The 26,792-nt window shown below is 59.0% G+C and carries 22 protein-coding genes and 4 tRNA genes; 8 read left to right on the forward strand and 18 right to left on the reverse strand.

Annotated features, from left to right (window positions below):
- Positions 1 to 39: 39 nt before the first annotated feature.
- Entirely contained in the window at positions 40 to 228 is a 189-nt protein-coding gene (locus CPPEL_RS10480; protein WP_123961066.1) for a hypothetical protein, read from the forward strand.
- Here CPPEL_RS10480 and gluQRS read toward each other — a convergent pair.
- Positions 210 to 1,103, reverse strand: coding sequence for a tRNA glutamyl-Q(34) synthetase GluQRS (gene gluQRS, locus CPPEL_RS10485; RefSeq protein ID WP_123961067.1), 894 nt, complete (start codon positions 1,101 to 1,103; stop codon positions 210 to 212). The two genes, CPPEL_RS10480 and gluQRS, sit on opposite strands and share 19 nt — an antisense overlap.
- A 30-nt stretch (positions 1,104 to 1,133) precedes the next feature.
- Here gluQRS and CPPEL_RS10490 point away from each other — a divergent pair, with 30 nt between their 5' ends.
- Positions 1,134 to 1,805, forward strand: coding sequence for a queuosine precursor transporter (locus CPPEL_RS10490; protein WP_123961068.1), 672 nt, complete (start codon positions 1,134 to 1,136; stop codon positions 1,803 to 1,805).
- Between the two features lie 61 nt (positions 1,806 to 1,866).
- Here CPPEL_RS10490 and CPPEL_RS10495 read toward each other — a convergent pair whose 3' ends face one another.
- The 4 genes from CPPEL_RS10495 to CPPEL_RS10510 all read right to left on the reverse strand — a co-directional run bounded on the left by CPPEL_RS10495 (position 1,867) and on the right by CPPEL_RS10510 (position 8,759).
- Positions 1,867 to 3,126 carry a SpaH/EbpB family LPXTG-anchored major pilin gene (locus CPPEL_RS10495; protein ID WP_123961069.1) on the reverse strand — a complete coding sequence of 420 codons (1,260 nt, stop codon included), beginning with the start codon at positions 3,124 to 3,126 and terminating at the stop codon, positions 1,867 to 1,869.
- Positions 3,127 to 3,129: 3 nt separating this feature from the next.
- The gene (locus CPPEL_RS10500) at positions 3,130 to 4,032 is read right to left on the reverse strand and encodes a class C sortase (RefSeq protein WP_245990448.1); all 903 of its coding nucleotides are present in this window, start codon (positions 4,030 to 4,032) and stop codon (positions 3,130 to 3,132) included.
- 121 nt (positions 4,033 to 4,153) lie between these two features.
- Complete coding sequence (locus CPPEL_RS10505; RefSeq protein ID WP_164470421.1) at positions 4,154 to 5,671, reverse strand: SpaH/EbpB family LPXTG-anchored major pilin; 1,518 nt, start codon at positions 5,669 to 5,671, stop codon at positions 4,154 to 4,156.
- Between the two features lie 238 nt (positions 5,672 to 5,909).
- Entirely contained in the window at positions 5,910 to 8,759 is a 2,850-nt protein-coding gene (locus CPPEL_RS10510; RefSeq protein WP_123961071.1) for a vWA domain-containing protein, read from the reverse strand.
- Positions 8,760 to 9,106: 347 nt separating this feature from the next.
- Here CPPEL_RS10510 and CPPEL_RS11190 point away from each other — a divergent pair, with 347 nt between their 5' ends.
- Complete coding sequence (locus tag CPPEL_RS11190; protein WP_164470422.1) at positions 9,107 to 10,738, forward strand: chorismate-binding protein; 1,632 nt, start codon at positions 9,107 to 9,109, stop codon at positions 10,736 to 10,738.
- The gene (locus tag CPPEL_RS10520; RefSeq protein ID WP_123961072.1) at positions 10,739 to 11,419 is read left to right on the forward strand and encodes an aminotransferase class IV; all 681 of its coding nucleotides are present in this window, start codon (positions 10,739 to 10,741) and stop codon (positions 11,417 to 11,419) included.
- Here CPPEL_RS10520 and tgt read toward each other — a convergent pair.
- Both tgt and CPPEL_RS10530 read right to left on the reverse strand, forming a co-directional pair.
- Positions 11,382 to 12,668 (reverse strand): tRNA guanosine(34) transglycosylase Tgt, encoded by a 1,287-nt coding sequence (tgt, locus tag CPPEL_RS10525; RefSeq protein ID WP_123961073.1) that lies wholly within the window; start codon positions 12,666 to 12,668, stop codon positions 11,382 to 11,384. The genes CPPEL_RS10520 and tgt overlap by 38 nt on opposite strands.
- Positions 12,669 to 12,691: 23 nt before the next feature.
- Positions 12,692 to 15,094 (reverse strand): MMPL family transporter, encoded by a 2,403-nt coding sequence (locus CPPEL_RS10530; protein WP_123961074.1) that lies wholly within the window; start codon positions 15,092 to 15,094, stop codon positions 12,692 to 12,694.
- 64 nt (positions 15,095 to 15,158) lie between these two features.
- Between CPPEL_RS10530 and CPPEL_RS10535 the strand changes: the two genes are divergently transcribed.
- Positions 15,159 to 15,737: a cation diffusion facilitator family transporter gene (locus tag CPPEL_RS10535; RefSeq protein WP_123961075.1), complete on the forward strand. Its 579-nt coding sequence runs from the start codon at positions 15,159 to 15,161 to the stop codon at positions 15,735 to 15,737.
- A 796-nt stretch (positions 15,738 to 16,533) separates the two neighbouring features.
- Here CPPEL_RS10535 and CPPEL_RS10540 read toward each other — a convergent pair.
- The 3 genes from CPPEL_RS10540 to CPPEL_RS10550 form a co-directional block, all read right to left on the reverse strand.
- Positions 16,534 to 16,624, reverse strand: a tRNA-Ser gene (locus CPPEL_RS10540).
- Positions 16,625 to 16,662: 38 nt separating this feature from the next.
- Positions 16,663 to 17,142 carry a nucleoside deaminase gene (locus CPPEL_RS10545; protein ID WP_123961076.1) on the reverse strand — a complete coding sequence of 160 codons (480 nt, stop codon included), beginning with the start codon at positions 17,140 to 17,142 and terminating at the stop codon, positions 16,663 to 16,665.
- Positions 17,135 to 17,593 (reverse strand): tRNA adenosine deaminase-associated protein, encoded by a 459-nt coding sequence (locus CPPEL_RS10550; RefSeq protein ID WP_123961077.1) that lies wholly within the window; start codon positions 17,591 to 17,593, stop codon positions 17,135 to 17,137. The genes CPPEL_RS10545 and CPPEL_RS10550 overlap by 8 nt, the downstream gene beginning before the upstream one ends.
- 19 nt (positions 17,594 to 17,612) lie before the next feature.
- Between CPPEL_RS10550 and CPPEL_RS10555 the strand changes: the two genes are divergently transcribed.
- Positions 17,613 to 18,656, forward strand: a complete 1,044-nt coding sequence (locus tag CPPEL_RS10555) for a prephenate dehydrogenase (protein WP_425453797.1) — start codon at positions 17,613 to 17,615, stop codon at positions 18,654 to 18,656.
- A gap of 579 nt (positions 18,657 to 19,235) precedes the next feature.
- Here CPPEL_RS10555 and CPPEL_RS10560 read toward each other — a convergent pair.
- From CPPEL_RS10560 to pdxS, 3 genes are read right to left on the reverse strand one after another with little or no spacing between them, the layout of a single operon-like run.
- Positions 19,236 to 20,147, reverse strand: coding sequence for a type IV toxin-antitoxin system AbiEi family antitoxin domain-containing protein (locus CPPEL_RS10560; protein ID WP_123961079.1), 912 nt, complete (start codon positions 20,145 to 20,147; stop codon positions 19,236 to 19,238).
- A gap of 18 nt (positions 20,148 to 20,165) precedes the next feature.
- On the reverse strand, positions 20,166 to 20,720 hold the full coding sequence (gene pdxT, locus CPPEL_RS10565) for a pyridoxal 5'-phosphate synthase glutaminase subunit PdxT (protein WP_123961080.1): 555 nt from the start codon (positions 20,718 to 20,720) through the stop codon (positions 20,166 to 20,168).
- Entirely contained in the window at positions 20,714 to 21,622 is a 909-nt protein-coding gene (gene pdxS / locus CPPEL_RS10570; RefSeq protein WP_123961081.1) for a pyridoxal 5'-phosphate synthase lyase subunit PdxS, read from the reverse strand. Before pdxS ends, pdxT begins: the two co-directional genes overlap by 7 nt.
- Positions 21,623 to 21,701: 79 nt before the next feature.
- Between pdxS and pdxR the strand changes: the two genes are divergently transcribed.
- Complete coding sequence (gene pdxR / locus CPPEL_RS10575; protein ID WP_245990449.1) at positions 21,702 to 23,072, forward strand: MocR-like pyridoxine biosynthesis transcription factor PdxR; 1,371 nt, start codon at positions 21,702 to 21,704, stop codon at positions 23,070 to 23,072.
- 19 nt (positions 23,073 to 23,091) lie between these two features.
- Here pdxR and CPPEL_RS10580 read toward each other — a convergent pair.
- From CPPEL_RS10580 to CPPEL_RS10595, 4 genes are all read right to left on the reverse strand, one after another.
- Positions 23,092 to 23,167 (reverse strand) — tRNA-Arg (locus CPPEL_RS10580).
- A gap of 79 nt (positions 23,168 to 23,246) precedes the next feature.
- Entirely contained in the window at positions 23,247 to 24,977 is a 1,731-nt protein-coding gene (locus tag CPPEL_RS10585; protein WP_123961083.1) for a thiamine pyrophosphate-dependent enzyme, read from the reverse strand.
- 112 nt (positions 24,978 to 25,089) lie between these two features.
- A tRNA-Arg gene (locus CPPEL_RS10590) sits at positions 25,090 to 25,162 on the reverse strand.
- A 43-nt stretch (positions 25,163 to 25,205) separates the two neighbouring features.
- Positions 25,206 to 25,293: transfer RNA gene (locus CPPEL_RS10595), tRNA-Ser, on the reverse strand.
- A 158-nt stretch (positions 25,294 to 25,451) separates the two neighbouring features.
- On the opposite strand from CPPEL_RS10595, the gene hisC reads away from it, so the two are divergent.
- Positions 25,452 to 26,507, forward strand: coding sequence for a histidinol-phosphate transaminase (gene hisC, locus CPPEL_RS10600; protein WP_245990451.1), 1,056 nt, complete (start codon positions 25,452 to 25,454; stop codon positions 26,505 to 26,507).
- On the opposite strand, the gene CPPEL_RS10605 is transcribed toward hisC, so the two are convergent.
- On the reverse strand, positions 26,504 to 26,758 hold the full coding sequence (locus CPPEL_RS10605) for a MoaD/ThiS family protein (RefSeq protein ID WP_123961085.1): 255 nt from the start codon (positions 26,756 to 26,758) through the stop codon (positions 26,504 to 26,506). The two genes, hisC and CPPEL_RS10605, sit on opposite strands and share 4 nt — an antisense overlap.
- Positions 26,759 to 26,792 lie beyond the last annotated feature (34 nt).

Below are 26,792 nucleotides of genomic sequence, written 5' to 3' on the forward strand. Positions count from 1 at the left end.
ACCCGAAAAAGGGGTAAATAATTGGTGTAGGTTAAAGGCATGCACGAGTTCATCGCTAAAAACAAAGCCATCCTCTGCTTCAGCTCGCTATTTGCAGGCGCGCTCATCACCATGCTGCTGCTGAATCACTCCAGCAACATCGCCCTAGTATTCGGCACATTCGCCCTGCTCACGGCCTTAAGCTTTTTCACCATCGCCGCCACCTGGCGCTACTTCTCCCAACGATAGGGCTGCCTGGGCACCTGATCGGGCTCGAATTGTTCCAGTAATTCACCCGCGCTACGCCCTTGAAGGTTGAGCGATGCCCCGAGTTCTTCCACCACATCTGCTGCTGTAGCGCCCTGCTGCATCATCTGCCGCAGCGTCACCGCACCATCGCGCTTAGCTAGACGCTTGCCCTGCTGGTTTAACACCAAAGGCACATGGATATATTCGGGCACAGCAATGCCGAGCAACGTAGCCAAATAGGCCTGGCGGCCTGCAGAAGATACCAGGTCATCTCCACGCACCACCTGATCAATGCCCTGGGCGCCATCGTCTACCACCACGGCCAAGTTATAAGCCCAATCCGGCTGCTGGCCGCCGCGGCGCAGAATCATATCGTCTACCTCGCCCTCGATGCGGCCTAGGAAGTAATCATCAACAGGCTGCGTGGAACGCGTTGCCCGCAAACGAATCGCAGGCACCCTGCCCTGCTGAGCCAGCTCCGCGCGACGCTGCTCACGCTGCGCCTCGGTCAAATCACGGCAGGTACCTGGGTAGTGGCCGGGAATGGCGTGCGGGGCAGAGGCCGCGTGCTGGATATCTTTGCGCGAGCAGTAGCACTCATACGTATCGAGCTTTGCTAAGGCTTGCTCATACAAAGCAAAGCGCTCGTGCTGGAACGTCAAGGAATCCCAATCCAGGCCGATTAGCGCCAAATCTTCTAATTGGCGCTGTGCGGATTCGGCTGAAGAGCGCTGCGTATCAATATCTTCTACGCGCATGTGAAAGTCGCGCCCCGAGCTTCTGGCATACAGCCAGGCCAACAAGGCGGTGCGGAGATTACCAAAGTGGAGATCTCCGCTGGGCGAAGGTGCATAGCGGCCCGCGTGGATATTCATGCTTTTAGGCTATGTGAGAGTATCTAGGACGTGACAACTCAACCCGCCTACGTCCCCGTGCAAAAAAGCTACTACCCGGTGCTCGTGGCCCTCTTTGTGGCCATCTACTTAATTTCCAACATCACCAGCACCAAGGGCATTACCTTAGGCCCACTCGTCACCGACGGCGCCTTCTTCCTCTTCCCCGCCGCCTACGTCATCGGCGATGTACTGAGCGAATGCTATGGCTTTAAAGCCGCACGCCGAGCCATCTGGACGGGCTTTTTCACCACCATCTTGGCTGTAATCGCCTTCTACATCGCCATCTGGCTACCAGCAGCAGACTTCTACGAGCACCAAGAACAATTCGCCCTCGTGCTCGGGCTCGTGCCACGCATCGTGCTGGCCTCGCTCTGTGGCTACGCCATCGGGCAGCTACTCAACGCATGGGCACTCACCGCCATGAAAAAGCGCACCGGCGAGCGATCGCTCTGGCAGCGCCTGATCGGCTCAACCATTGTGGGCGAATTTGGCGATACGCTCGTGTTCTGCCTCATCGCAGCACCCGTCATCGGCATCACCACCACAGCAGACACCATCAACTATGTCGTGGTGGGCTTTATCTGGAAAACGCTCGTAGAAGTGCTCGTTATGCCCATTACTTATGCCGTGATTGCCTGGGTGAAAAAGCACGAGAACTACGTGCCGGCGAGCAGCAACTAAAACGCCAAAACCCCACCAGGGCCATTGTGGCCTAGGTGGGGTTCATCTTCTAGATATATATCTAGGAGCGCTTGCGGCGGGCGATCAAGTAGAAGCCAAGGATCATCAGCCCAGAACCAATCACCGCTGCCCAGATCACGTTGGCACCGGTGGAGGCGAGGCCGCCGCCACGGGAGCTGCTACCGGAGCTGCCGGAGCCGCTGGAGCCGGAGCCGCCGATGGTGCCATCGGAGCCATCACCGGGGACTACGGGGGTGGTTGGTGTGGTGCCTGGGTCTGGCACGGGGGTGGGGATTTCGCTGCTGGTGGGTTCGCAGTTGCCGATGCGCACGCGCACGCGGTTGGTGGGAACGCCGGGGTGTTGGGCTGCATCGAATGCTGGGTAGCCCTCTGCGAGGAAGTAGCCGCGGTTTTCAATGCGGGTGCCGGGGGCGATATTGGTGCCGGTCACTTTCACCTTGAAGCTCCAGGTGAGCACGGCCTCTGGGTTGCCAAGGCGCTGCTCGGCGGCTTTTTCTAGGCCTGATTTGCTCAGTTGGAAATTGACCACGTTGTTGTTCACTACGATGCGGTAATCATCGGAAGTGAGGGTGGTTGTGCCGACTACGGCTTCTGAGGTGCCGTCAAGGTAGGTGAATTCGGCAGCGAGTGGGTCGGCGATCTCGGCGCGGTTGATGCGGCCTTGGCGGTCGGGTGCGGGCAGCAGCGCGGAGATAGCGAACTTCACTTCGTCGCCGTGGGCGGCGCAGGTTTTGCTGGTGGCTTTGTTTGCCGTGAGCGTTTGGTCTTTGGCGTTCACCTCAACGGTGTAGAGCCATTCTTTTTGGTTCTCCGGGTTGGTCATGGGCACGGTCACCACGAAGGGTGCGGCCACGCTTAAGTTTTTGCGCCCGGCGGAGGTGGGCGATTCGCTGACCAGGTAGGCGCCAAGCGGCAGATCGCTAAAGGTGGCGGCGCCGTCTTCGCCTGTGGTGGCCACGATGGGCTCACCGAGGACGTTGGTGCGCGAGCCATCGGCGTAGTAGTCGCTGATGTCGGTGCTGGCCAGTTTTTGCCAATCTTCGTTGTTGCTCAGGTCGATATCGTTAATCCGCTGGATTTGGAAGTCGATGCCTGCGATTGGGTCACGGCTGAGATCTGCGTTGGGGTTGGTGGGATCGCCGTATTGGGTGAGGGGGTCGCCGGCGGATTTGTGAATGATGAGGGTGCCGGTGCGGGAGGCGTCGATAAGCGAAGAAGGCTGCGCGGAAGCAACGCTCATGCCCATGAGGGCGAGGAGACCGGCGGCGATCATCGCGAAGAGCTTGGTGAGGGTGCGCAAGGTTTACTCCACCTCTTCTTGGGCTTTGGAGCGTTTGATGCCGCGCACCGTCCATGCAATGCCGGCGATCAGCACTGCGAGGGACAAGATGAGCGCGAGGATCATCCACCACTGCCAGGGGTTATGTTTCTGGTTGAGGATTTCGCGTGCTTCTTCATCGTCGATGGGCACGCGGTGTGCGGTGAGCACAAGGCGGTGCGAGTTCACGCCATAGGGGGTACAGGTAATGAGCGTGACCAGGTCTTCGCCTTCAACCGGGCGCAAGTTATTGGTTTCGGTGGGCAGCACCACGCGGCGCTCGCCAATCTCGTACTTCATTACGCGGCCAGCCACATACACGGTGAAGCTATCGCCCTTGTCTAGGTCGACTAGGCGGTCCCACAGTGTTGCGTTGGGCAGGCCGGTGTGGCCGGTGAGTACCGAGTGGCTGCCTTCGCCACCAACGGGCAGGGAGGAGCCGTAGAGGTGTCCGATGCCTTTACCCAGCGTCTTTTCGTCGGTGCCGTGGTAAATGGGCAAGTCGGAGTCAATCTTGGGGATGATAATGCGCCCCATTACATCGTCAAGATCGAGTTCCTTGAGGTACTCCTGGTATTCGAGGTTCGATTCATCCACACGCGCAAGCCAGGGGTCCAGCACCGGCCCTTGGGCGTGGTTGCGGTTCCACTCTTCTGCGGAGGCCAGCGAAGCTGCTCGCTCTTCCTCGGTGGTTTCATCGTTAATGCGCGAGGTGTAGGCCTCGGCCTGCTTCGTCTGCGTCACGTTCCGAACCCACGTGCCCATCACGGGGTACATCACGATGGCAAAGCCGATGAGCACAATGATCAGCGGCATGATGCGCTGAAGCATGGAGCGCTCATTGGTGTGCTTGCCACCTTCGTGGCGTTCAAGCGACGCAGTTGTCACAGTGATCCTCTTTGGATTTTGAGTTATATGAAAAAGCTTAAGTGCGGTGGCGGGGCGCCAAGCTTGTCGACGCCCCACGCCACCAATTCAGGCCACACTCAAAGGAGTGCTGAGAACTTCATTAGGCCTTGTTCTCGCGGCGGTTGTTACGCACCATGTACAGTGCGCCACCAGCCATGATCAGGCCACCGATGATCAGCAGCATGGTCACACCGGTACCACCGGTAAGCGGAAGCTGGAAGCCACCGTTGTTCTTGACGTTCTTAACCGTCTTGGAGGTCAAAGCAACGTTGTCGGCACTGTCACGCAAAACCTCGAAGTAGTAGGGCTCAGCCAGCAGAGCGTAGCCTTCAGCAGCCTGGGTCTCCACGAGGCAGTAGCCGGAGGGATTGGTGGGGTTCTTCTCACCATTTACCCAGTCGTTGACGTGCAGGGACTTGATGGTGACTTTGCCCTCGCCGCCGGTGGTGATGTCCCGCTTCACGGGCTCGCCGACGAGCGAATCCTTATCATCGCAACGATAAAGATCGAATTTCACACCGCTTAGTTTGGCCTCGTCGTCACCAACCTTGGTTACCTCAACGTTGCCGTAGTAAGTCTCTGGAGACTCTTCGTCCGGAGTTACGTTAGGATCGGTGGGATCCTCTGGGTCGGGATCCGGAGCTTCAGAGTCCTTACCCTTTGCGTTGATCATTGCGCGGTTCTTGATCGGGCCAAGCTCGGTCTGGCTGTCAGGATCAGCAACCGTGAATTCGAACTGAGCCTGTACCTTGCGGGCTTCGCCACTAAGCTTGTCGAGCTTAGCCAAACCCTGGGGGGTGAATACGACCTTTGCCTGGCCCGGTGTCTCGATGTTCAGGTTATAGTCTACGCCGTCGACTACCTCAATATCATCACCGATCGTTACCCGAGTAGCCCTCGGATCCGACAGGCGATCGGAAGGATAGAGGTCGGTAAGCTCAACCTTTTCCAGCTCGGTCGCAGACGGAAGCTTACCATCTACGGTGTACTGAATCTTGCTACCGTTGGTAGTCGCGTCGTTGTCATTCACGGTCTTCGAAATGACATTTTCCTGCTTCTTGTTCTTGGGGTAGACATGAACGTCGTAGAGCCAAGCATTCTTTGCCTTGGGATCAGTGATCGGAAGGGTCACATAGAAAGCGTTAGCATCTGCTGCTGATTCGTAACCGGAAGGTGCAGAGGTTTCTTCCACCTTGTACAGACCGATCGATAGACCGTCGAAATCGGCGACGCCACTGCTATTAGTGGTCTTCGTTACACCTGGTTGCGTGAGATTTGCGTCTTCTTCTCCGCGCTGAATTCGCGCTGCCTTCTCCCAACCATCATTGGTCTTCAAATCGACGCCATCGACCTTGGTCACCTTGAATACAGCACCAGGAAGTGGTTCGCCAAGGTTACCCGTATCATCAATCTTCGATCCGTCCCCCTGGGCTACCCCTTGGTTGTTGGCAAACTTGTGAATATGCAGGTTACCGGATTCGTTGGTGATTCCGGTGGGGTTAGCGGTCTGCTGTGCGTATGCAGGAGCAGGTGCGAGGGTCACGGAAGCGCCAGCGCCGGTAACAGCGATTGCGCCTGCAGCCAGGGCTGCTGCCCAGCGGTGCTTGAGAGTAGTCATATAAATCCTCTTCTGAGTTTTGAGGTTGTGGTTGAACTTCAGTGGCAAAGTCATTTGCCAGGGTTCTCAAGGCAAATGCCTTTGAGAGGTTGCCACGGGTGATGCGATTGTGAGTAAGTTCGCGCCCGCGAGCACGTCGGTGCGTTTTACTTACTCGCTATTGCACCGGGGTCGATCCTGGATCATTGCTGCTCCTTCGTTTGGGTTTGCTTCGGACTATTGAGTTGTTGATCTTGCGTTATGCGCGGCGTCGGTAGGCCCAGAAGGCACCTGCCATGGCGATCAGTCCGCCGAGGATGAGGTACTGGGTGGGACCTTTAGCGCCAGCATCGGGCAACACGCCTACTGCGACTGGGAGCTTGAACACCCAAGCGTCGTTTTCGGCACTTACAGGCTTAACCGTTCCGCCCTGGCCTTCCGGCAGAGCGTAGGAGGCGAGGATGATGCCGCGGTCACCGTGGTATTCACCTTCATCCGGGACGATGGGAGCCTGAGCATTCCAACGGCACTTCAGGGTCTGATCCTTAGCCAGTGGCTTGTTCGGGGTGATGACCTTGGTCTGGTTATCGTCACGAACCGAAGCACCTTCACAGGTCAAACCGGTCATGTTGATCGGGCCTTGCTTCGCGCCGGAATCCTTGTCGAGGTTGTAATCGTCCAAGCGGATCTCGGTCAGCGGAGTGGTGCCGGTGTTCTTGACCTGGTACTCGATGGTGACCTGGTTGGTGCCACCCATGATCGAGGTGGCCTCTTCCTTGGTGTTGGCATCGGCGTTGTTGATGAGCTTCTTCAGCTCAACACCGGGGACAGTAGCGCTGACGCAGGCATCAGACTGCTGCTTAGCCTCTTTTGCGCCCTCAAACTCAACGTGGTTGAACAGACCCTTGGAGTTATTGCCACTCTCGCAGGTCAGTTGATCCTTGTTGACGCTGCCGGGCTGGTTTACCCGGTAGGTAACAACGATCTTTGCCGTCCGAGTCTCATTGACGTTGACGTCATTGGTCTTTGCAGGGTCAAGCTTCCAGCTATCGCCAGTCTTAGCGAGTTGGGTGCCACTCTGTACGAGAGGGTTCTGCCCATCGGGGAGAGCCTCAACGTTGGTCACGCTCATGCCGTTAGGTGCGGCCGGCTTCTCAATAATGGCTGGAACCTTGCCAGCACCAGTGCCCTTATTTTCGGCAGACACGAGGTACTCAACCTTGAAGGTCTGGTTTGCTTCGCCAGTGATCACGCGAGGTACAGCATCACCGAAAGGCTTCTTGGTCAGGGTGAAGTCTGGTTTGCCCTCGTAGTTCTGCACGGTGCAGGTGACGCGGTGCTGTGTTCCGACACCAGACAAGGAGAAGGAGTTTTCTTCCTTCTTGCTAGTTACGACGATGCCAGAACCGGAGCCATAGGAAACCGGGACATCGCTACCGTTTTTACTCTTAGCAGTACACTTCGCAAGTGTCTTCTGACCGTTTACCGACTGCTCATAGAGCTTGTAGCCATCCCGCTGGGTCTCTTTAAGAGTCATGGAACCAACGCCACTATCGGTCGGGTAGTGGAAGGTGGCCTTACCCTGGTCATCGGTGGCGATGGTGTAATTGTTTTGCACATTTGGGCCATTGAGAGCCTTGTCTGCAACGAATTCAAAACCATTCACGCTTTTTCCGGACTGGACCTTGCCAGTGCTGTCGACGATCTCCTTTTGCAGGTTCACGGTTCCCCAACAGCCAGAGGTTAGCGCATCGATCTTGGACTCCAGATTGGACAGGTCCGAAGTAGTGGTGTCATAACTATCGGCCCAACTCTGAACGAACTTAGGACCGTTAAGGGCTCGCATCGTGTAGAGCGGTCCCATGTAAATCCCCGTCACGGCGCGGTAGACGGCACGTCCCTTACCTGTTTTTTCATCAGGCCCAATCCTTGTCGAGAGGCCGATGGTCTCAAGCTTTCTTTCTGCCTGGTTGTGCCACATCCATGAAGGGTAGTAGCCATCTCTGCTTTCGAAATCGGTCTGAAGCTTTTCGTTTTGCGTTGACTTCCGCAGGTAGGAAGGGATGGGATCGCTATCGGCATACCACCAGTTAATCCAGGGGGCAAAGGTTGGTCGATTCACCAGATTCAAAACCGCAACCTCTTCACGGCCTACGACGCCAATACCAAAGATGGCGGTGCCAGCATTTTTGAGTTTAGCTGCCTGTTCAGTGACGTTAAGAAGATCTCGGTCCGTCGTGAAACCGTATCGACCTACCTGGGGATCAGATGTACTACTATTCGCCAAACCATCGGTCACGATGATGACGGCGTCGTAGCCACCCCTAGAAGCGAGTTCGAGCGCACCAGCGATATTTGAGCCGTCGTTGTTAGGCTCGGTACTTTTAACCCACTGCATGTTGCTTACGGCATTCTTGGCCTGCGCAACATTAGATGGTGTCAGCTCCGTTTTAGCCAGATTCTGCCTTGCAGTCGCATTGAAACTAATGATTCCCAATTGCGAACCGGTACCCACAAGGTTATCTATGGCGCGGTAAGCTGCGGCCTTAGCATTTTCCTTATAGGGCTCGGTGGAGCTCGAATTATCCATGATCAAAGCGATGCTTGCACCGCAGGTGTAACGGGGATCAATCGAGGGGTTCACCGCTCGTGCCGAACGGCGCCTATTCTGTCCCGCCAACTGAACCATGATCTCGTTGCTGTAGGGACCATCGATCTCAACGCTAAAGGCGTCTTCCTCAGACTCCTCTTCCTCAGATTCCTCTTCCTTTTTAGGCTCGGGATCTTCGGTAGGTTCCTCAGATTCGCTGGTGACAACCTCGGGGGTTTCACTCTCTACTGGCTCGTCTGCCTCGGCAGGAGCTTCAGGCTGCGCCGAGGGTTGATCCTCAACCTCATCGGCCACAGCCTGTTCAGCAGCATCGCGAGTGGCGTCGCTTGGAGCATCCGCCGCGCTTTCCTCACTAGTCGCCTCAGTTTCCTGCGCATGCGCAGGAGCCGGATCGATCCAGGAGATAGTTGAAATGGCGATGGCGAGCGCAGCAAGTAGTGCGAGCACCATTTTTGCGGCGCCCAGCACCTTGCGTGCGGGTTCAGTGTTTTCGTGCAACGAACTGCCTTCTACTTCGAGCGCGGGCGTGGGATAGCCCAACTCCAAATTTGCTAACTATCAACATTCATATCCCACAGAGGCCTCCGGGGCGTTACTCGGATTCTGGGATCATTTGCACTGATTCCCGCGCGGTTATTTTTTACGGCAATTTTTGCACTATTGTTTGTTTATACATCCACGTCATAACCTTGCGAGCCTTCCGAAAACTCCCCATTCCAGTTTTGTTGAATTATCCCCCATCCGGGTGTAGGTGCCGGCCTGGGGCCAGCTCCCCAGCCCCTCTAGGCGTTTCCCGCAACCCTTGGCACTTAACGCCTTACCCCTAAACGCTAGGATCAGGGCTCATGTCGGTGCCTACAACCTCGCCAAAGTCCAAACCCCAAGGTCTACGCATTGTGGTGGTGGATAATGGCGATTCCTACACCCAAATCCTGGCGGCCTCCTGCCAGCGAGCCATTGGCGTTGCACCGCAGGTAGTCGATGCGGACCTGGATATTCCGATCCCCGAGGCCGATGTTTTTGTTATCGGCCCAGGCCCTGGGCACCCCAGCCAAGTGGGGTCTTTGGCTCGTCGTATAGTGCACAGCACCACACCAGTCATTGGCATCTGCCTTGGGCATCAACTACTTGCCTACGAATACGGCGCCACCGTCGCGCCCGCCAAAAACCCGAGCCACGGTTTAGTCAGCACCGTCTCGCATTGCCAAGAAGACGTCTTTAGCGCAGTGCCCTCGCCTTTAGAGGTCATGCGCTATCACTCCCTCGACGTCACCGACCTCCCCTCCTGCCTACTCCCCCTCGCCACCGCCGAAGATGGCTCCAATATGGCGCTCAGGCACGCAACCAAACCGCAGTGGGGCGTGCAGTTTCATCCCGAATCCATCGGCACCCCCAACGGCGTACTACTGCTTCGCAACCTCCTCTTACACGCCCTAGAACTGCGCTCCTGGGCAAAGCAGCCCTATTTTGCGTGGCTGGAATTTGAAGGCAACACCACCATCGCGTGCGCTTCGGGCATTGGGGTGGGCGATACCCTCATCGGAGCCTGCACCTATGAGGCAACCGGTGGCAAAGACGCCGGTGCGTGGCACAAGGATCAGATCGTTGGGTTTAGGCCAGAAAAGATGGTGCAGTTTTCCGGCACCTTGCCCGAGATCCCCGGCAAAGCCACCTCCCACGGCAAGGTGCGCATCCGACATAGCCGCGAGCAATACCGCAGCCTGGTGCGCCGCTGCCAAGAATTCATCCGCACCGGGGATTCTTATGAGCTCTGCTTAACCACCGAGGCAAGCGTTGAGGTAGAAGATCCAGACCCGCTGGAGATGTATCTGCGCGCTCGCGGCGGGGCGATGAATGGTTTGCTCATTACCCCGGAAGTCACCTTGATTTCTGCAAGCCCCGAGCTTTTCCTGCGCTGCCGCAACGGCACCATCACCACCTTGCCCATGAAGGGCACGCGCCCCAGGGCAAGCAATGCCGAAGAAGATGCGGCGTTGCGCGAAGAGCTTCGCACCAGCACCAAGGATCGTGCCGAAAACATGATGGTCACAGACGTGCTGCGCAATGATCTCACCCGCTCCTGCGACCCGCTCTCGGTAGAGGTCACGCGCCTGTGCGAGGTAATGAGTTATCCGCAGTGGCATCAGATGATCTCTGAGATCTCCGGCTCGCTGAACGTAGATCCGCTTGAGGCTTTGCGCCTTGCTTTTCCTGGCGGTTCCATGACGGGCGCGCCCAAGCAGCGTTCCATGGATATCTTGCGCGAGCTCGAAGGCCGCCCGCGCGGTTGGTATTCGGGCGCAATGGGCATTGTTCAAGGCGAAAACGCCACCTTTTCCATGCTCATCCGCACCGCGGTCCTTCGCGGCTCCACCCTCACCTACGGCGCCGGCGGTGCCATCACGCAACTTTCCGACCCAGACGAGGAATACGACGAGGTACTAGCCAAACTCTCCGCCCTCTACCGAATGCTCTAGATGTTCAGCTCTTTTTTGCTTGTCGACGCCCACGCGCCCGCCCTCCCAGCGCACCGAGCCCGCCTTGCTGCCTTTGGCCCCATCGCGCAGCTCGACACCAGCCCGCTTCGCACACCTGGCACATGGAACCCCAAGATCGCCTGGGATGGCACCCAATGGCAGATCACCATGCGCCCGGCGCGCCCAAGGGCTAGCACCGTGGATATTCACGGCCTGATCCCAGACCAGCGCCGCGCGCCCACCATCAAGGGCGCAGATATCCCCTGGCTGCAATCCACCCTGGGCTCTGACAGATCCGAGGCGCTGCTGCTTGATAGCGCAGGCCAGGTGATTGAGTCCACCTTCTCCTGCCCCCTGGTGTTTGATCAACACCGCGTGTGGATGAGCACGCACCCACGGGCATTAAGCTCTACCACCGCCACGGTGATCTGCCCCATCCTTCAAGCCATGGGCTTTGAACTGCACCAAAGCCCCAAGGGCTTTCGCCCCGAATGGATCATGCACAAGCCCACGGTGTTACTCAACGCCTTTCATGGGGTGCGCGAAGTCCAGCACTGGGGCACCAGGCCTGCAGCAAGCACCCCGCTAGATGTAGCTGCACTCAATCAGGCCTTGTGGGCCAGCGCCGAAGATGTACGCCTGCTTAGTGGCCGTAGTAGCGGCCAAGGAACTCAGCTTTGAATTCCTCATAGGTGCCGTTATCAATGCTGGCCCGGATATTGTCTACTAGGCGCACCATGAATTCCACGTTGTGCATGGTGCACAGGGTGCCCGCCAAGAACTCCTTGGCCTTGAGCAGGTGGTGCAGGTAGGCACGCGAGTAGTTTTCAGATACATAGCCGCCGAACTCCTCGTCGATGCCGGAGAAGTCTCGCTTAAAACGCGCATTCTTTAAATTCAGGCGCCCATCCAAGGTGTACACCCCGCCTCGGCGTGCCAGGCGCGTAGGTGCTACACAGTCGAAGGTATCGGCACCGGCCTCGATGGCGGTAAAGAGATCATCTGGTTCAGAAATACCCAGCAGGTGCCTTGGCATCTCTCGCGGCAGCTCATCACAGACCCAGCCCACGATGGTGCCCAAGTTTTCCTTTTCCAGCGCGCCACCAATACCAAAGCCACCAAAACCACGGCGGCCTGCATCTAGGGCCTCCTGGTGTAAATCGAGCAGCCCGCGGGTGGCTTGCCTGCGCAAATCCTCATACTGGGCGCCCTGCACCACGCCCCACAGCGATTGCTTGGGGCGGTGCGAACGCTCCTGGGTGAGGCGATCATGCTCGATCAGGCAGCGCCGCGCCCAGCGGTGGGTACGCGCCACGGAGGATTCTTGATAGGCGCGGGTATCTACCAAGGTGGTCAGCTCATCAAAGGCGAACATGATGTCTGCGCCCAAACCATGCTGGATTTGCATGCTCACCTCCGGGGTGAAGCGGTGCTTGGAGCCATCGATCACGCTGCGGAAATTCACGCCCTCTTCATCCACATGCGCATAACGATCCTTATGCCGGGCGCGAATGTCTTTTTCTTCCCAGCCTTTGGTATCCATCGCCAGTACCTTTTTAAAGCCAACGCCGAGGCTCATCACCTGGAATCCGCCGGAATCGGTGTAGGTAGGGCCGTGCCAATGCTCAAATTCCGCCAAGCCGCCGGCCTCATCCACCACATCTTGGCCGGGCTGCAAATACAGGTGATAGGCATTCGAAAGAATGGCCTGCGCACCGGTTTGCTTGATCTGCTCCGGGGTGAGGGTCTTCACCGTGGCCTTGGTTGCCACGGGGATGAAGGCAGGGGTGTGAATATCGCCGTGAGGCGTATGAATCACACCCGTGCGCCCATGCTTGCCTGGCTGCTGCTGCGCATCGGGCAGCTCGGTGCCAAGCTCAAATGCAATATCTTCGTGCTGTGCTTTCGCTTCACCTTCAGCATTGTTCATGCAGGCAACCTTAGCGCCTCACGCTAGGCCTGCACCTTTTCGGTAGCTTTTCGATGTTGCTGCTTTGCCTCATATTCCTTTTCTAGGGCCGTACCCTCGACGTCGATACGCGGCAAAATGGCATTGAGCCAACGTGGCATGTGCCAAGTCCTACGGCCCATCAAGAACATCGCGGCCGGCACAAAGGCCATGCGGATAAAGAAGGCATCAAAGAGCACACCGGCGCCGAGCGCAAAGCCGAAGATCTTAATAAAGGGCAAAGGCTGGCCAATGAAGGCCACGAACACCGCGATCATAATCAGTGCCGCGGCAGTGACCACCCTGGCCGTGGAGCTAAAGCCTTCCACGATGGATTCCTCGACGGGGTTATAGCGGGAATCGCCAAGCTCAGTCTCACTGCCATTTGGATGAGCCACATAGTGCTCGCGCATGGCAGAAACCAAGAACACCTGATAATCCATAGCCAAGCCGAAGCACACGCCAATTAAGAAGATCGGCATAAACGCGATGATCGGGCCTGGGGTATTTACCAAATCCCACAGGCCTTCCTGCCAGAACAGCACCGTCACACCAAAGGCCGCACCGATAGAAAGCAAGAAGCCCACACCAGCGACCACCGGCACCCAGAAACTGCGGAAGATCACCATGAGCAACAAGATGGCCAAGCCCACCACAATGCCCAAATACAGCGGCATCACACCGGCGAGTCTATTGGTGATGTCCTGCTGGATCGGCACCAAACCAGTAATGCCGGCGCGCACACCCGTGGCATCTTCTACCGCCTGCTCCTTGGTGCGAAGCGTAGAAATCATCTGATTCGTGGACTCATCCTCCGGGGTGCTTTCAGGAGTAATGAGCATCTGCGCACCCAAGCCATCCTCAGACACACCAATGATCTGCACATGCTTCACATCCGGGGTATTGGAGTAATTCTGCACCAGGTACTGGAAGGCAGCATTGGCAGCCGCGCGGTGCCGATCGCCTTCCTGCGCGCGAATCAGCGGCTGCAGCACAGGAGCATCATCGCGAACCTCATGGGCATCTACGGCCACCAGCATCTGCGAATTAATACCAGGGCCAAAGCCCTCACTGAGCAGCTCCGCAGATTTGCGCTGGGTGGTGTCTTTATTGGACTGCGTATCCGAGGGCAAAGAAAGGTGCAGCCTGGTGGCCGGATAGGTCAAGGCACCAAGGCCAATGATGCACACCACGATCACCAACGCTGGCACCTTGTGCACAAACTGCACCCAGCGGCGGCCCAGCGACTTCTTCGGAGCCGTGCGGGTACGGCGCCTGCGCCCACCCCGGCGCGAGCGGAAACCGCGATCACCCAACACACCAAGCAGAGCCGGCACCAAAGTCAGCGACACCAACACCGCCACCAACACCGTAAAGGCCGCGGCATAGCCCATATAACTTAAGAAGGTAATGCGAGCCACCGCCAAGGCCACCAGGGCAATGATCACGGTAAGGCCCGCGAAAGTCACCGCCGAACCCGCAGTACCAACGGCCATACCTGCGGCTTCTTGGTTGCTCATGCGCAGCCGCTCGCGCCGGTAGCGGAACATGATAAACAGCGCGTAGTCAATACCCACGGCCAGGCCAATCATCACCGCAAGTGCTGGGGTGGTGTTGTTGAGGTCTACAAAACCCGTGGCCAAGGTGATAGCCAAAGAGCCGATGCCCACGCCAACCACGGCAGTAATCAGGGGCATACCGGCGGCTAGAAGCGAGCCGAAGGTAAACACCAAAATCACCGCGGCCACCGAGATGCCGATGATCTCCGAGGTAGAGGAAATCGCAATCGGATCACCAAAACCCGGGCCGCCCGCTTCTACTTGCAGCCCTTGCTCACGCCCCAGCGCTAAGGCCTGATTCACCACATCGCGCTGCTCCTGGGTCACCTCACCCGGCATTGGCACATCAATAGAAAAGGTGGTGTAGCCAATGGTTTGATCGGGGCTTAACAAGGCCAAATTATCCGCATCGGCCTTAGCGGTGAGCTCTGGAAGCCCCTGATTAGTGAGCTGATCGTACACGCCGCGCTGCAGCTCAGGGCCTAAAATGGCGGGGTTGCCAAAACGCTGCGTCTCTGTGATCTCGTGGAGATTATCGCGGATATAGCCCACCACCTGATCCATAGCCTCAACATTGTGCGGCTCGGTTAAGGTTTGGCCCTCGGGAGCTTTAAACACCAAGTTCACACCCGTGCCACGCAGAGGATTCCTGGCCTCCGGGAATTGCTCCAAATAAATGTCGGTGGCTTCTTGGGAAGGGGTGTTTTTAATGGCGAAGTTATCCACATAGGTGCCACCCCAAGTGGCGGCAGCACCACCCATGGCCCCAAGAATCACGAACCACGCAGCGATCACGAACCATTTAGCTCGAAATGACCACGTGCCGATCCGATACAGCAGCTTTGCCAATGGGTGCTCCTAGAAGAGTGGGGAAATCGGGCTTTAGCTTATCCCAGCTCTAGAATTTGGCACCATGAGCACCAAAACTTTGCAGGCGCGCGTGCGCCTAATCGTAGGAATCGCCATCGCCTGGAACGTGGTGGAGGCCGCCATCTCCATTTGGGCCGGCCACGAGGCCTCCTCTGCAGCACTGATCGGCTTTGGCCTGGACTCCACCGTAGAGGTGCTCTCCGCCGCGGTGGTGGCCTGGCAGTTTTCCGCCCCCGACCCAGAACAGCGCGAAGCAGTAGCCCTCAAACTCATCGCCGGCTGTTTCTTCCTCCTGGCCTTCTACGTCACCTTCGAGGCCCTCACTTCACAACCCGCCCAGCACTCCACCATCGGCATCACCATCACTGCCTTGAGCGCCATCGTGATGCCCGCCCTCGCACTGTGGCAGCGCCGCACCGGCCAAGCACTCGGCTCAGCATCGGTGATTGCCGACTCCAAACAGCGCCTCATCTGCGCCATGCTCTCCGTCGCCACCCTCGCCGGATTAGTACTGAACTCGCTTTTTGGCTGGCACTGGGCCGATTCCGTGGCCGCGCTCATCATCGCCGCATTCGCCGTGCGCGAAGGCATCGAGGCCCTAAGAGGCGACCCCTGCTGCTAAATACTGCGCCGTTAGGCCCTCTCGCTTTTCGACGACCCGCGCCGGAGTTCCCTGCGCCACCAACTGCCCGCCGGCGTCCCCGGCGGACGCGGCTCACCCGCCCGCGCAAATTATTCTCCCGCGCGCCGCGGACAAGAATCGAGGTGGTGGGGTTGGGGTTGGGGGGGGTTGGGGGAGGTGGGGTTGGTAGTTGGCATGTCGATGCTCTTAGGAGGTTTTATGACTGGTTCTGGAACCACCCGTGCACTTTCCCATGTCAAACCGAACTCGATCCTGGAAATTCTCGCCGAATGACACGGGAAAACGCACACGCGACGGGAATAGTGCCTGGAGCTGAGGCCAAATGTGCAGTTTCCCATGACAAACCGGGCCTAATCCCGGAAATTTTGGCCAAACGCCACGGGAAAACGCACACCCCGTAGCTATAACGCCCGGCGCTGAGGCCAAATGTGCACTTTCCCATGACAAACCGCGCCAAAACCTGGAAATCCTGGCCGAATGACACGGGAAAACGCACACGCGACAGGAATAACGCCCGGTTCTGGAACCAAACGTGCACTTTCCCATGACAAACCGCGCCAAAACCTGGAAATCTCGGCCAAACGCCATGGGAAAACGCACACGCGACAGGAATAACGCCCGGTTCTGGAACCAAACTTGCACTTTCCCATGTCAAACCGCGCCAAAACCCAGAAAACTTGGCCAAATGCCACGGGAAAACGCACACACCCCACCCCACACCCCACACCCACCCGACAACGCAAAAACCTCCCACGCGAGGTGGGAGGTTTTTATTTGGCGGTAGCGGCGGGATTTGAACCCGCGGTTGGGGGTTACCCAACACTCGCTTTCGAGGCGAGCACCTTCGGCCGCTCGGACACGCTACCGTCGATCAGCTTATAAAACGCCGGTGCCAAACCTCAAATTAGCTGCGCAGGCGCTGGAAGAAGGACTCGAGAAGCTCCGCGCACTCAGCTTCGCGCACGCCGCCAAGCACCTCCATGCGGTGCATCACCATGGGGTCGCGGATTACGTCGAAAACGGAACCACACGCACCCGTCTTAGGTTCAAATGCACCGAAAATGAGACGGCCTAAACGCGCCCCCACCAAAGCCCCGGCGCACATGGTGCAGGGCTCCAAGGTCACGGCCATGGTGCAGTCGCTGAGTCGCCAACCGTCGCCGGTGTGTCCGAGGGCCTCTTGGATTGCGAGCATTTCTGCGTGGGCCAGGGGGTTTTGGTCGGCTTCGCGGCGATTCACCCCGCGGCCGATGACTCGCCCCTCAGGATCAAAAATCAGCGCCGCCACGGGCACATCAGAGGAGGGGGTGGTGTTGGCGTGGTCGAGGGCCATGCCCATGAGGTCGTGGGATTGGGCGCGTAGGGGCGTCGAAAAGCTAGGCATCGAGGGCGTCGGCGAACTCGTCTTCCATACCCATTTCCTCGGCCAGGCGCTGCAACTGCTCGGAGGCCCACCAGTCGGTCTCATCGCAAATAATGGCCATGACCTGCTCACTTATGCCCAAATCGGCCAGAATGTCGAAGTCGCCCTCGGCCCAGGGATCCTCATCAATATCGTCCGTGTCCGCCCCGAGCGTCTCCAGGACCTCGAGCGCAAAATCATCCTCGCTGGCGGCGGAGGCATCCGAAATGAGCAGACGCACCCCCTTCGGCGTGGGGCGCACGAGCACAAAATAATCATCCTCCACGCACAGCATGGCAAAGGCTGCGGATTCGGAGCGCAGGTTGCGCACGGCCCGGATGGAGGTGCGAAGGGTGGTGAAATCGTCTTCAAATTCCTTGATCTGCCACGCGCCATCCGCGCGCGTTACCGTCACCGCAAAATCCTGCTTCATACGCCAAAGGGTAGTCGGAATGTGCCACACTTGTCAGGTGACTTCCTTTCGCATTTCCCGCCCCATCTGCGTTTTAGGACTCGGCCTCATCGGAGGGTCCCTGCTCCGAGCGCTTGTCGACGCCAACGTCCCCACCTTCGGCTTCAACCGCTCGCCCTCTGGCGCCCGAGCCGCAGCGAAAGATGGCTTCGACGTAAGCTCAGACCTCCAAACCACCCTCACCCGCGCCGAAAAAGAAGGCGCCCTCATCGTGCTCGCCACCCCCATGACCGCCGTCGCACCGCTACTCGACGCAATAGCAGAACACGCCCCCAACTGCGGATTCACCGACGTAGTAAGCGTAAAAGGGCGCGTGCTTGACCAAGTCAAAGAGCGCAACATGGAAGAACGCTACGTAGGCGGACACCCCATGGCCGGCACCGCCAACAGCGGCTGGGAAGCCTCCGACGCCACCCTCTTCCGCGGCGCCCCATGGGTAGTGACCTTCGATTATGCCGAGGAACAACAGGCCCCCAAATCCTGGATCAAACTCTGGACCGACGTGGCCCTCATGGCCCAACTCGTGGGCGCCGAAGTGATCCCGGCGCGAGCCAAAGTGCACGACCGCGCCGTGGCCCGCATCTCCCACCTGCCACACATCCTCGCCGAAACCCTCGCCATCGTCGGCGACAACGGAGGCGCCCTCTCACTCTCCCTCGCCGCGGGCAGCTTCCGCGACGGCACCCGCGTCGCCGGCTCCGCCCCCTCCCTGGTGCGCGCCATGTGCGAAACCAACTCCGAAGCCCTGCTCACCGCCCTCGACGAGGCCATGGTTTTGCTTGCCGACGCCCGCGCCCACCTCGCCGAAACCAACCCCAACCTCGAAGAACTCATCGACGCCGGCTACCGCTCCCGCATCCGCTACGAAGCCCGCTCCGGCCAACCCTCCGCCGACTCGGTGAGCCCCCTGCAAATCTCATCCCGCCCCGTTTTCCGACTCCACCCCGGCGCACCCGGCTGGCTCAACCAGCTCAAACAGGCCGAAAACATCGGCGCCCGCGTCGAGGTGCTCAACATCGCCTAGGGCCGGGTGGGGGTTGGTGCCGTGGGGTCTGGGGCCCGGGGGCTCGGGGCCTGTTTTGTGCCGTTTCCCATGGCAAACGCTGGGAGTTTCAGGGATTCTGGCCTGATTGACACGGGAAAGTGCACACCCAGCCAAAAATCAGACCAGTTCCGGCACTCCCCCGTGTCATTTCCCATGACAAACGCTCGGAGTCTCGGGGATTCTGCCCTGATTGACATGGGAAAGTGCACACCCAAGCGGGTTTAAGCCCGTTTTTGCGCTCCCCTGTGCCGTTTCCCATGACAAACCCCAACAAATCCAGGAATCCTGGCCCGATTGACACGGGAAAACGCACACCCAGCCAAGAATCAGTCCAGTTCTGGCACTCCCCCGTGCCGTTTCCCATGGCAAACGCCAACAAATCCGAGGATCCTGGCCCGATTGACACGGGAAAACGCACACCCAGGCGGGAATCAACCCAGTTCCGGCACTCCCCCGTGCCACTTCCCATGACAAACGCCGCCAAAACTGGGGATCCTGCCCTGAATGACATGGGAAAGTGCACATCACACCCCCAACGGGGCGGGGGCGGGGGCGGGGCTAGGTTCTAGGGCGCGGGGTTTGCCATCGGAGTTGTTGGAGTTTGCTGTGCCATCGCCAGGCTCCGGTGGTTTCGGGGGTGGCGTGTTCGTGGGCGGGCAGGTTGGGTTGGGTGGCGCGCATGACTTGGTCGATGCAGGTGTCGAATTGGGTGTCGATGCAGGCTGCGGAGTAGCGCAGGATTGTGTAGCCGTGGAGTTGGGCGGCGTTGGATTTCCAGCGGTCGATGATGAATTGTTCTTCGCTGTTGTGGTAGCTGTAGCCGTCGATTTCGATGATGAGCTTGGCTTTTTCGCAGACGGCGTCGAAGCGGTATGGGCCTATGGGTTTGTTGTGGCGCATGGTGAGGCCCATGTTGGCCAGGGTGGCGAAGAAGCGGCGTTCGGTGTTGGAGTCGCAGCCGATGGGGGCGCGTTTGAGGTCTTGTTTGAGTTGTGGGCCTAGGCGTGGGGTGTGGGTGGAGTCGTGAAGGCAGTTTTGGAGGCCTTCTGGCCCGGGGTAGGCGCGGGCGAGGAAGTCGCGGCGTTCGGTGGTGGTGAAGGCTGTTTTGAGTACGCGGGCGGTTTCAAGGGCGCTGGCGAAGGGGGCGTTGTTGGTGCTCTTGTTTGGGAGGTTGCGGCTGTGCCTCATGCGGAAGTATTCGTTGTTGATCAGCGCTTTTCCGCGTGGGACTTCGATGTGGAGTGGGAGGCTGAGGGGGCGTTGTTCGTGGTGTTCTTGGGCGGTGGTGCCTGTGAGTACGGCGAAGGGTTTGTGTTGTTGGAGCCATTGGATCAGCGTTTCGATGCTCGGGCGCCCGCGGCTGTAGTGGCCGCGGAATACGCGCACGAGTTCGCCGTTTTTGAGTAGGGTGCTCAGGGTTCGGCGGCTGATGCCTTGGTGTCTGAGTGTGTTGATGTGTAGAAGCTTCACACTATTGTTAGACGTATTTTAGGCGCTGAGGTTCCCTAGCCATTGTTTGTGCAGGTCGGTGCGCCCGTTTTCTTCGGGGTGGAAGGAGTAGGCCACGTGGTGTCCGTGGCGGATGCCGACGATTCTTCCGTCTGTGAGTTGTGCGATCACTTCGGTTTCGCCGGCGTCGGTGACTTCGGGGGCGCGGATGAAGGTGGCCGGGTGGGCGTCGATAAGCTGCTCGAAGGAGTCTTTTTGTGTGCCGAAAGCATTTCGACGCACGCGTATGGGCAACACGCCGAGCGTTTCTTGGCCGGGTGCGGGGTTGTCTAATTGCGCGGCGAGGTAGATCAGGCCGGCGCAGGTGGCGAAGGCGGGCAGCCCGGATAGCAGGGCTTGGCGCAGGGGTTTTGCGAGGCCGAAGGCGCGGGCGAGTTTGTCTATGACGGTGGATTCGCCGCCGGGGATGATGATGCCGTCGAGGCCTTCGAGGTCTGCGGGGAAGCGCACGAGGCGCACATCGTGGCCAAGCTGCTCCAAGACGGCGCGGTGTTCTTCGATGCCGCCTTGGAGTGCGAGGATGCCGATTACCATCCGCGCTCCGCAAGGCGGTGTGGTGCGGGGACGTCGGCGACGTTGATGCCGACCATGGCCTCGCCTAGGTTGCGGGAAACGTCGGCGATGAGCTTGGCATCGTCGTAGGCGGTGGCGGCTTTGACGATTGCTTCGGCGCGCTTGGCGGGGTTATCGGACTTGAAAATGCCGGAGCCCACGAATACGCCTTCGGCGCCCATCTGGCGCACGAGTGCGGCATCGGCTGGGGTAGCCACACCGCCGGCGACGAAGAGCACCACGGGCAGCTTGCCGGTTTCGGCGACCTCGGCTACCAGGTCGTATGGGGCTTGGAGTTCTTTGGCGGCCACATAGAGCTCGTCGCGGTCGAGGCGCTGGAGGCGGGCGATTTCGCCTTTGATGGTGCGCAGGTGGCGCACTGCTTCGGATACGTCGCCGGTGCCGGCTTCACCTTTGGAGCGGATCATGGCGGCGCCTTCGGTGATTCGGCGTAGGGCCTCGCCAAGGTTGGTGGCGCCGCAGACGAAGGGGACGTCGAAGTCCCATTTGTTGATGTGGTGGGTGTAGTCGGCGGGGCTGAGCACCTCGGATTCGTCGATGAAGTCCACGTTGAGGGCTTCGAGCACCTGTGCTTCTACGAAGTGGCCGATGCGGGCTTTGGCCATCACTGGGATGGAGACGGCGTCGACGATGCCTTCGATCAGGTCTGGGTCGCTCATGCGGGCCACGCCGCCTTGGGCGCGGATATCGGCGGGTACGCGTTCTAAGGCCATCACGGCGGAGGCGCCGGCGTCTTCGGCGATGCGTGCTTGCTCGGGGGTGACGACGTCCATGATGACGCCGCCTTTGAGCATGTCTGCCAGACCGCGCTTGACTCGGGTGGTGCCGCGGCGAGTTTCGTTTTCTTGGTGTTCAAAAGCCATGGGGTTCATTGCAGCACGCAAAAGTGGTTCAATGGAAGATCCATATTCAGCGTGTTGCACTAGACCACTTGGAGGATGCGTGCGTTCTGAAATCGCCGCGGAATTAAACCTTTGCATACAAAAAGATGCAGCACAGCCCATTCCCGTGCAGCTCACAGCCGAAATCCGCGAGCTGGTAGCAAAGGGCAAACTCGCCCCCGGCGACCCAATCCCCTCCACCCGCGCGCTTTCCACACAATTGGGGGTAGCTCGCGGCACCATCGTGGCCGCCTATGAGCAACTCCAGGGCGAGGGCTACCTCATCTCCGAGCGCGGATCGGGCACGCGCATTAACCCCCATCTGCGCCCCGTTCAACCCACACCACCCCCGAGCAAAAAGCCCAAGGCCCATAAAAGCCTCATGCCCCTTTCCCCCGGCGCGCCCGATACCAGCGCCCTGGTGGATCCGACGTGGCGTGCCGCCTGGCGCGAAGCCGCTGCTCAGACCCGCGCCTTGCCCACTGCGGGCGCCTATGAGCTGCGCGAGGAGATCAGCCATCATTTGCGCCACATGCGCGGGCTGGTGGCCGAGCCTGAGCGGATCATTATTGCCTCTGGCGCCCGCGAGGGGCTGATGGTGTTGTTGCATGCGCTTGGCCCCCAACTGGAGGTTGGGGTGGAATCGCCTGGTTATCCCAGTTTGCGCAAGATTCCTGGCCTGCTGGGCCATCGTTTGCAGGAGGTGAGCACCGATGAGCACGGCATCCGCACTGATCAGCTCGGCCACATGGACGCGCTGATCGTCACCCCCAGCCACCAATACCCCACCGGCGGTTCCCTGCCTGCGCAAAGGAGGACGGCTCTGGCCGAGTGGGCTTGTCGACGCAACACGTTGCTCATCGAAGACGACTACGATTCCGAGCTGCGCTACGCAGGCCAACCGCTGCCCGCCTTAGCTGCCCTCGCGCCCAATAACACTGCCCTTTTGGGCACTTTTTCTACGCTGATCAGCCCCTCTATTGCCTGCGGCTATATTGTGATGCCCCCGGATTTGGTGGAGGCGGGGTTACGGGTGCGCGAGCTTCTAAGCCAACCGGCGGGCACCATTACCCAGATTGCCTTGGCTCGCTATATGGCAAGCGGGGCGCTTCGACGCAGGACTCAGCGTTTGCGCAGGTTATATGCCAAGCGTCGCGATATCGTCACTGAGGAGCTCAGTGGTTTGGCGCACGCCACGCTGCGGCCTATTCATGGCGGCTTGCATGCTGTGGTGTTGTGCGAGCGTGATGCTCATGAGGTGGTGCGTGCCTGCGCTGCCCAAGGTCTTGGGGTGACGGCACTCAGCGAACACTGGGGTGGTTCGGGCGTGAGCGACAACGGGGTGGTGATTGGCTTCGGGGCGCATAGCGATGAGGATCTCAGGCGCGCGCTTCGTATCCTTGCCGGAGAATTGAGAAAAACCCCGGCCTAGGCCGGGGTTTTGTCTTCGTTGGTGCGCCCGGAGGGATTCGAACCCCCAACCTTCTGATCCGTAGTCAGATGCTCTATCCGTTGAGCTACGGGCGCTTGCAACAAGAGACTAATGTAGTCGTACCTGATTGCAATGGTCAAATCTGCAGTTCAGGCTCCTATTGCAGGCTAAAAACTAGCGGGGCATGTTGCCGATATTGCTCTTGGCTAGGTCGATAAGCTCACGGAATCCGCCCTGGATCGCGGTGCGGGCAGAAGACTTGGCAAAGCCCGCGATCATTTCAGCCGTGATGTCTGGTGGGACTGAGAGGGAGTCTGGGTTCGTTACTGCGTCGACAAGCACTGGGCCATCATGCTGCATGGCCTCCTGCAAGGCCGGGCGAAGCTGCTCGGGCTCAGTCACGCGGATCGACTTGATGCCCACGCCCTCGGCGATGGCGGCATAATTTACCGAGCCATTATCGGTGCCGAAGGTGGGCAGGCCCTCCACCATCATTTCGAGCTTGACCATGCCCAGCGCGGAATTATTAAACACCACCATCTTCAAGGGCAGCTCGTGGAGGCGAACGGTGATGAGCTCGCCAAGCAGCATGGCCAAACCACCATCACCGCACATGGCCACCACCTGGCGTTCGGGATGCGCCAACTGCGCGCCGATGGCCTGCGGCAAAGCATTGGCCATGGTGCCGTGGCGGAAGGAGGCCAAAAGCTGACGATCGCCGGGGTTATTCATATACCGAGCGCCCCACACCGTGCACATGCCCGTATCCACCGTGACGATGGCATTCGGATCTGCCTCCTTATCCAAGGTGGCCGCCACGAACTCGGGGTGCAAGGGCACCTGGTTGTGATCGCTGCGGGCATAGGCATCGACCACGTGCTCCTTCTTCTTCTCGTGTACCTTGAGCATCTTGCGCAAGAAGGAGTCGTCTTCCTTGGTATCTACTGCGTCGATGAGCTGTCGCAGCGTCACCTTCGCGTCGCCGTGCACCGGGTACTTGGTGGAGGTGCGACGCCCAAGGCGGGTGCCATCGACGTCGATCTGCGCCACCTGCTCGGGCAAGAAATCGCGGTAGGGGAAGTCCGTTCCCACCAAAATTGCTAAGTCCGCCTCGTGGATGGCCTCATGGCAAGCGCCGTAGCCAAGCAAGCCCGTCATGCCCACATCAAAGGGGTTATCTGGCTGCAGGCCCATCTTCCCGCGCAGTGCATGGCCGATGGGGGCCTTAATCTTTTGGGCAAGCTCAAGCAGTTCCTCGCGCGCAGGTACTGCGCCATAGCCTGCAAAGAAGGCCACAGAATCGGCCTCGTTGATGGCCTTGACCAAGGCATCAACCTGCGGCTTGGGCGGCACAACGGTGGGTGCAATATCTGAATAGTGCCCATCTAAAGAGGAGTGCTTGACGGCATCGAGCTTTGATACATCGCCAGGTAGCACCAGCACCGAAACGCCATTGCCCAAGAGGGTGGACTGAATGGCGTGGTGCAGGGCCTGGGCGCCCTGGGCGGGATTGTGCACCATCTCGCAGTAGGCGGAGGCATCTTCAAACACCTTGGTGGGGTGGGTTTCCTGGTGATACTCACTACCGATATTTGGGGTAGGAATGTGGCTTGCAAGCGCCAGCACCTTGGCGCGGTTGCGGTGCGAATCGTAGAGGCCTTGCAAAAGGTGCGTATTGCCAGGGCCACAGGAGCCGGCGCACACTGCGAGCTCGCCGGTGAGCAGGCTTTCTGCGCCTGCTGCGAAGGCGGCGGCCTCTTCGTGGTGAACGTGCACCCACTCAATGCTGGAGTGGGAGATGGCATCGGTAATGGGATTAAGCGAATCTCCAACCAACCCATACACGCGGCGCACTCCAAGCGCCTCGAGGTGTTGTACTAACTGCTCAGCAAAACTTTGCGACATACCTTCCAAGCCTCTCTTAGACGCAGGACTTAGCCCCCACAATAGCGTCGCATTAAGGCTGTGCGCACCGAAAATGCAAAAAACCTTGGCGTTGAAACCAAGGTTTTTCTTGTGCGCCCGGAGGGATTCGAACCCCCAACCTTCTGATCCGTAGTCAGATGCTCTATCCGTTGAGCTACGGGCGCGTGCTTCACCAGACCCGGTGAAACCCTCCCCCAAAAGGGAGGTTGGCGGAGACGACAGGATTTGAACCTGCGGTCCCTTGCGAGACAACTCCTTAGCAGGGAGCCCCATTCGGCCGCTCTGGCACGTCTCCAGCAGTTCATAGCACAAGGCTTTGAACCTCAGCTGATTGTACAAGTGACTCCCACGATGGACAAATACGCCCCTATCACCTGCAGATGCGCACCCATTTTCGCAGCCAAAGGCCGATCCACACCCGCCGCAAAACGAGGGAAGTTTAGAATGACGAACATGGCCAATTTTGCAGATTCCACTGCCCGCTTCCGTATCCGCGGAGATCTCGGCGGTATTCCCAAATACCTGCCGGGCAAAAGCTCACCGGATGCCATCAAATTATCTTCCAATGAAGTAGCGCACGCCCCACTCCCGGGCGTTGCTGAGGCCATGGCCAAAGCCACCGCTCAGGCCAATCGCTACCCGGACATTGTGAACGTGGAACTGCGTAAGAAATTAGCCGAGCACCTCGGGCTCGACTGGGAGCAGGTGGCCGTGGGTGTTGGGTCTTCTGCCCTGTGCCAGCAATTGGTGCAAATTAGCGCAGGACCGGGTGATGAAGTGATCTACCCCTGGCGTTCCTTCGAGGCCTATCCCATCTTTGTGCAGGTCACCGGCGCTACCGCGGTTCCGGTGCCGCTTACTGCAAGCGGGCACAATGATTTAGAGGCCATGGCCGATGCCATCACCGATCGCACCAAGCTGATTTTTGTGTGCAACCCCAATAACCCCACCGGCACCACGGTAAGCAAGGCCGATTTTGATCGCTTCTTAGAACGCGTGCCCAAGGACGTCATCATTGCCCTCGACGAGGCCTACACCGAGTACCTGCGCGTAGAAGACACCCCTCATGCACCCGAGCTTCTCCACGATCACCCCAACCTCATCGGACTTCGCACCTTTTCTAAGGCCTATGGCCTTGCAGGCGTGCGCGTGGGCTATGCCTTTGGCGATGAAGAAATCATCGACGCACTCAACCGCGTCGCCTTGCCCTTTGGCGTGAATGTCGCCGCCCAGTCCGGCGCCATTGCCTCCCTGGAGGCCAATGAGGAGCTGCTGGAACGCACCGAAGAGGTAGCGCGCAATCGCGATATTGTTTCCGAGCGCCTTGGCCTGCCGCGCTCCCAAGCGAACTTCGTGTGGATCGACACTGATCAAGGCGAAGCCATTGCCGAGCAGCTTCTTGCCCACGGCGTGATTGTGCGAGCCTTCCCAGAAGGCGTGCGCATCACCGTGACCAGCGATGAAGAAACCCAGCGCCTGCTTGAGGCCTGGGAGCAGGTGCAGATTTAGCCCCCGGCAAAAGGAGGCAGAATATCTACCCGCTGCACGCCGCTGAGTGGGGCGTCTGCTTCGGCGCGGGCGCCGTCGACAAGGAAGGTGCAGCGCTCAAGCACCTGTCCAAGGCTAAGGCCACTATCGGTGTGCTGCGTGCCTAATTGGGCAAGATGCTCAAGTAATTGGCCCAAGGTGCCCTCAAATTCGAGGTGCTCGACCTCTGTGCCCCGGGCGGCTCGCGCAGCAGCAAAATAGTGGATCTCCATGCAGCACAGCATAACGCTAAATTAGATAGAAAAT

It is taken from the genome of Corynebacterium pseudopelargi (assembly GCF_003814005.1).
Classification (GTDB): Bacteria; Actinomycetota; Actinomycetes; order Mycobacteriales; family Mycobacteriaceae; genus Corynebacterium; species Corynebacterium pseudopelargi.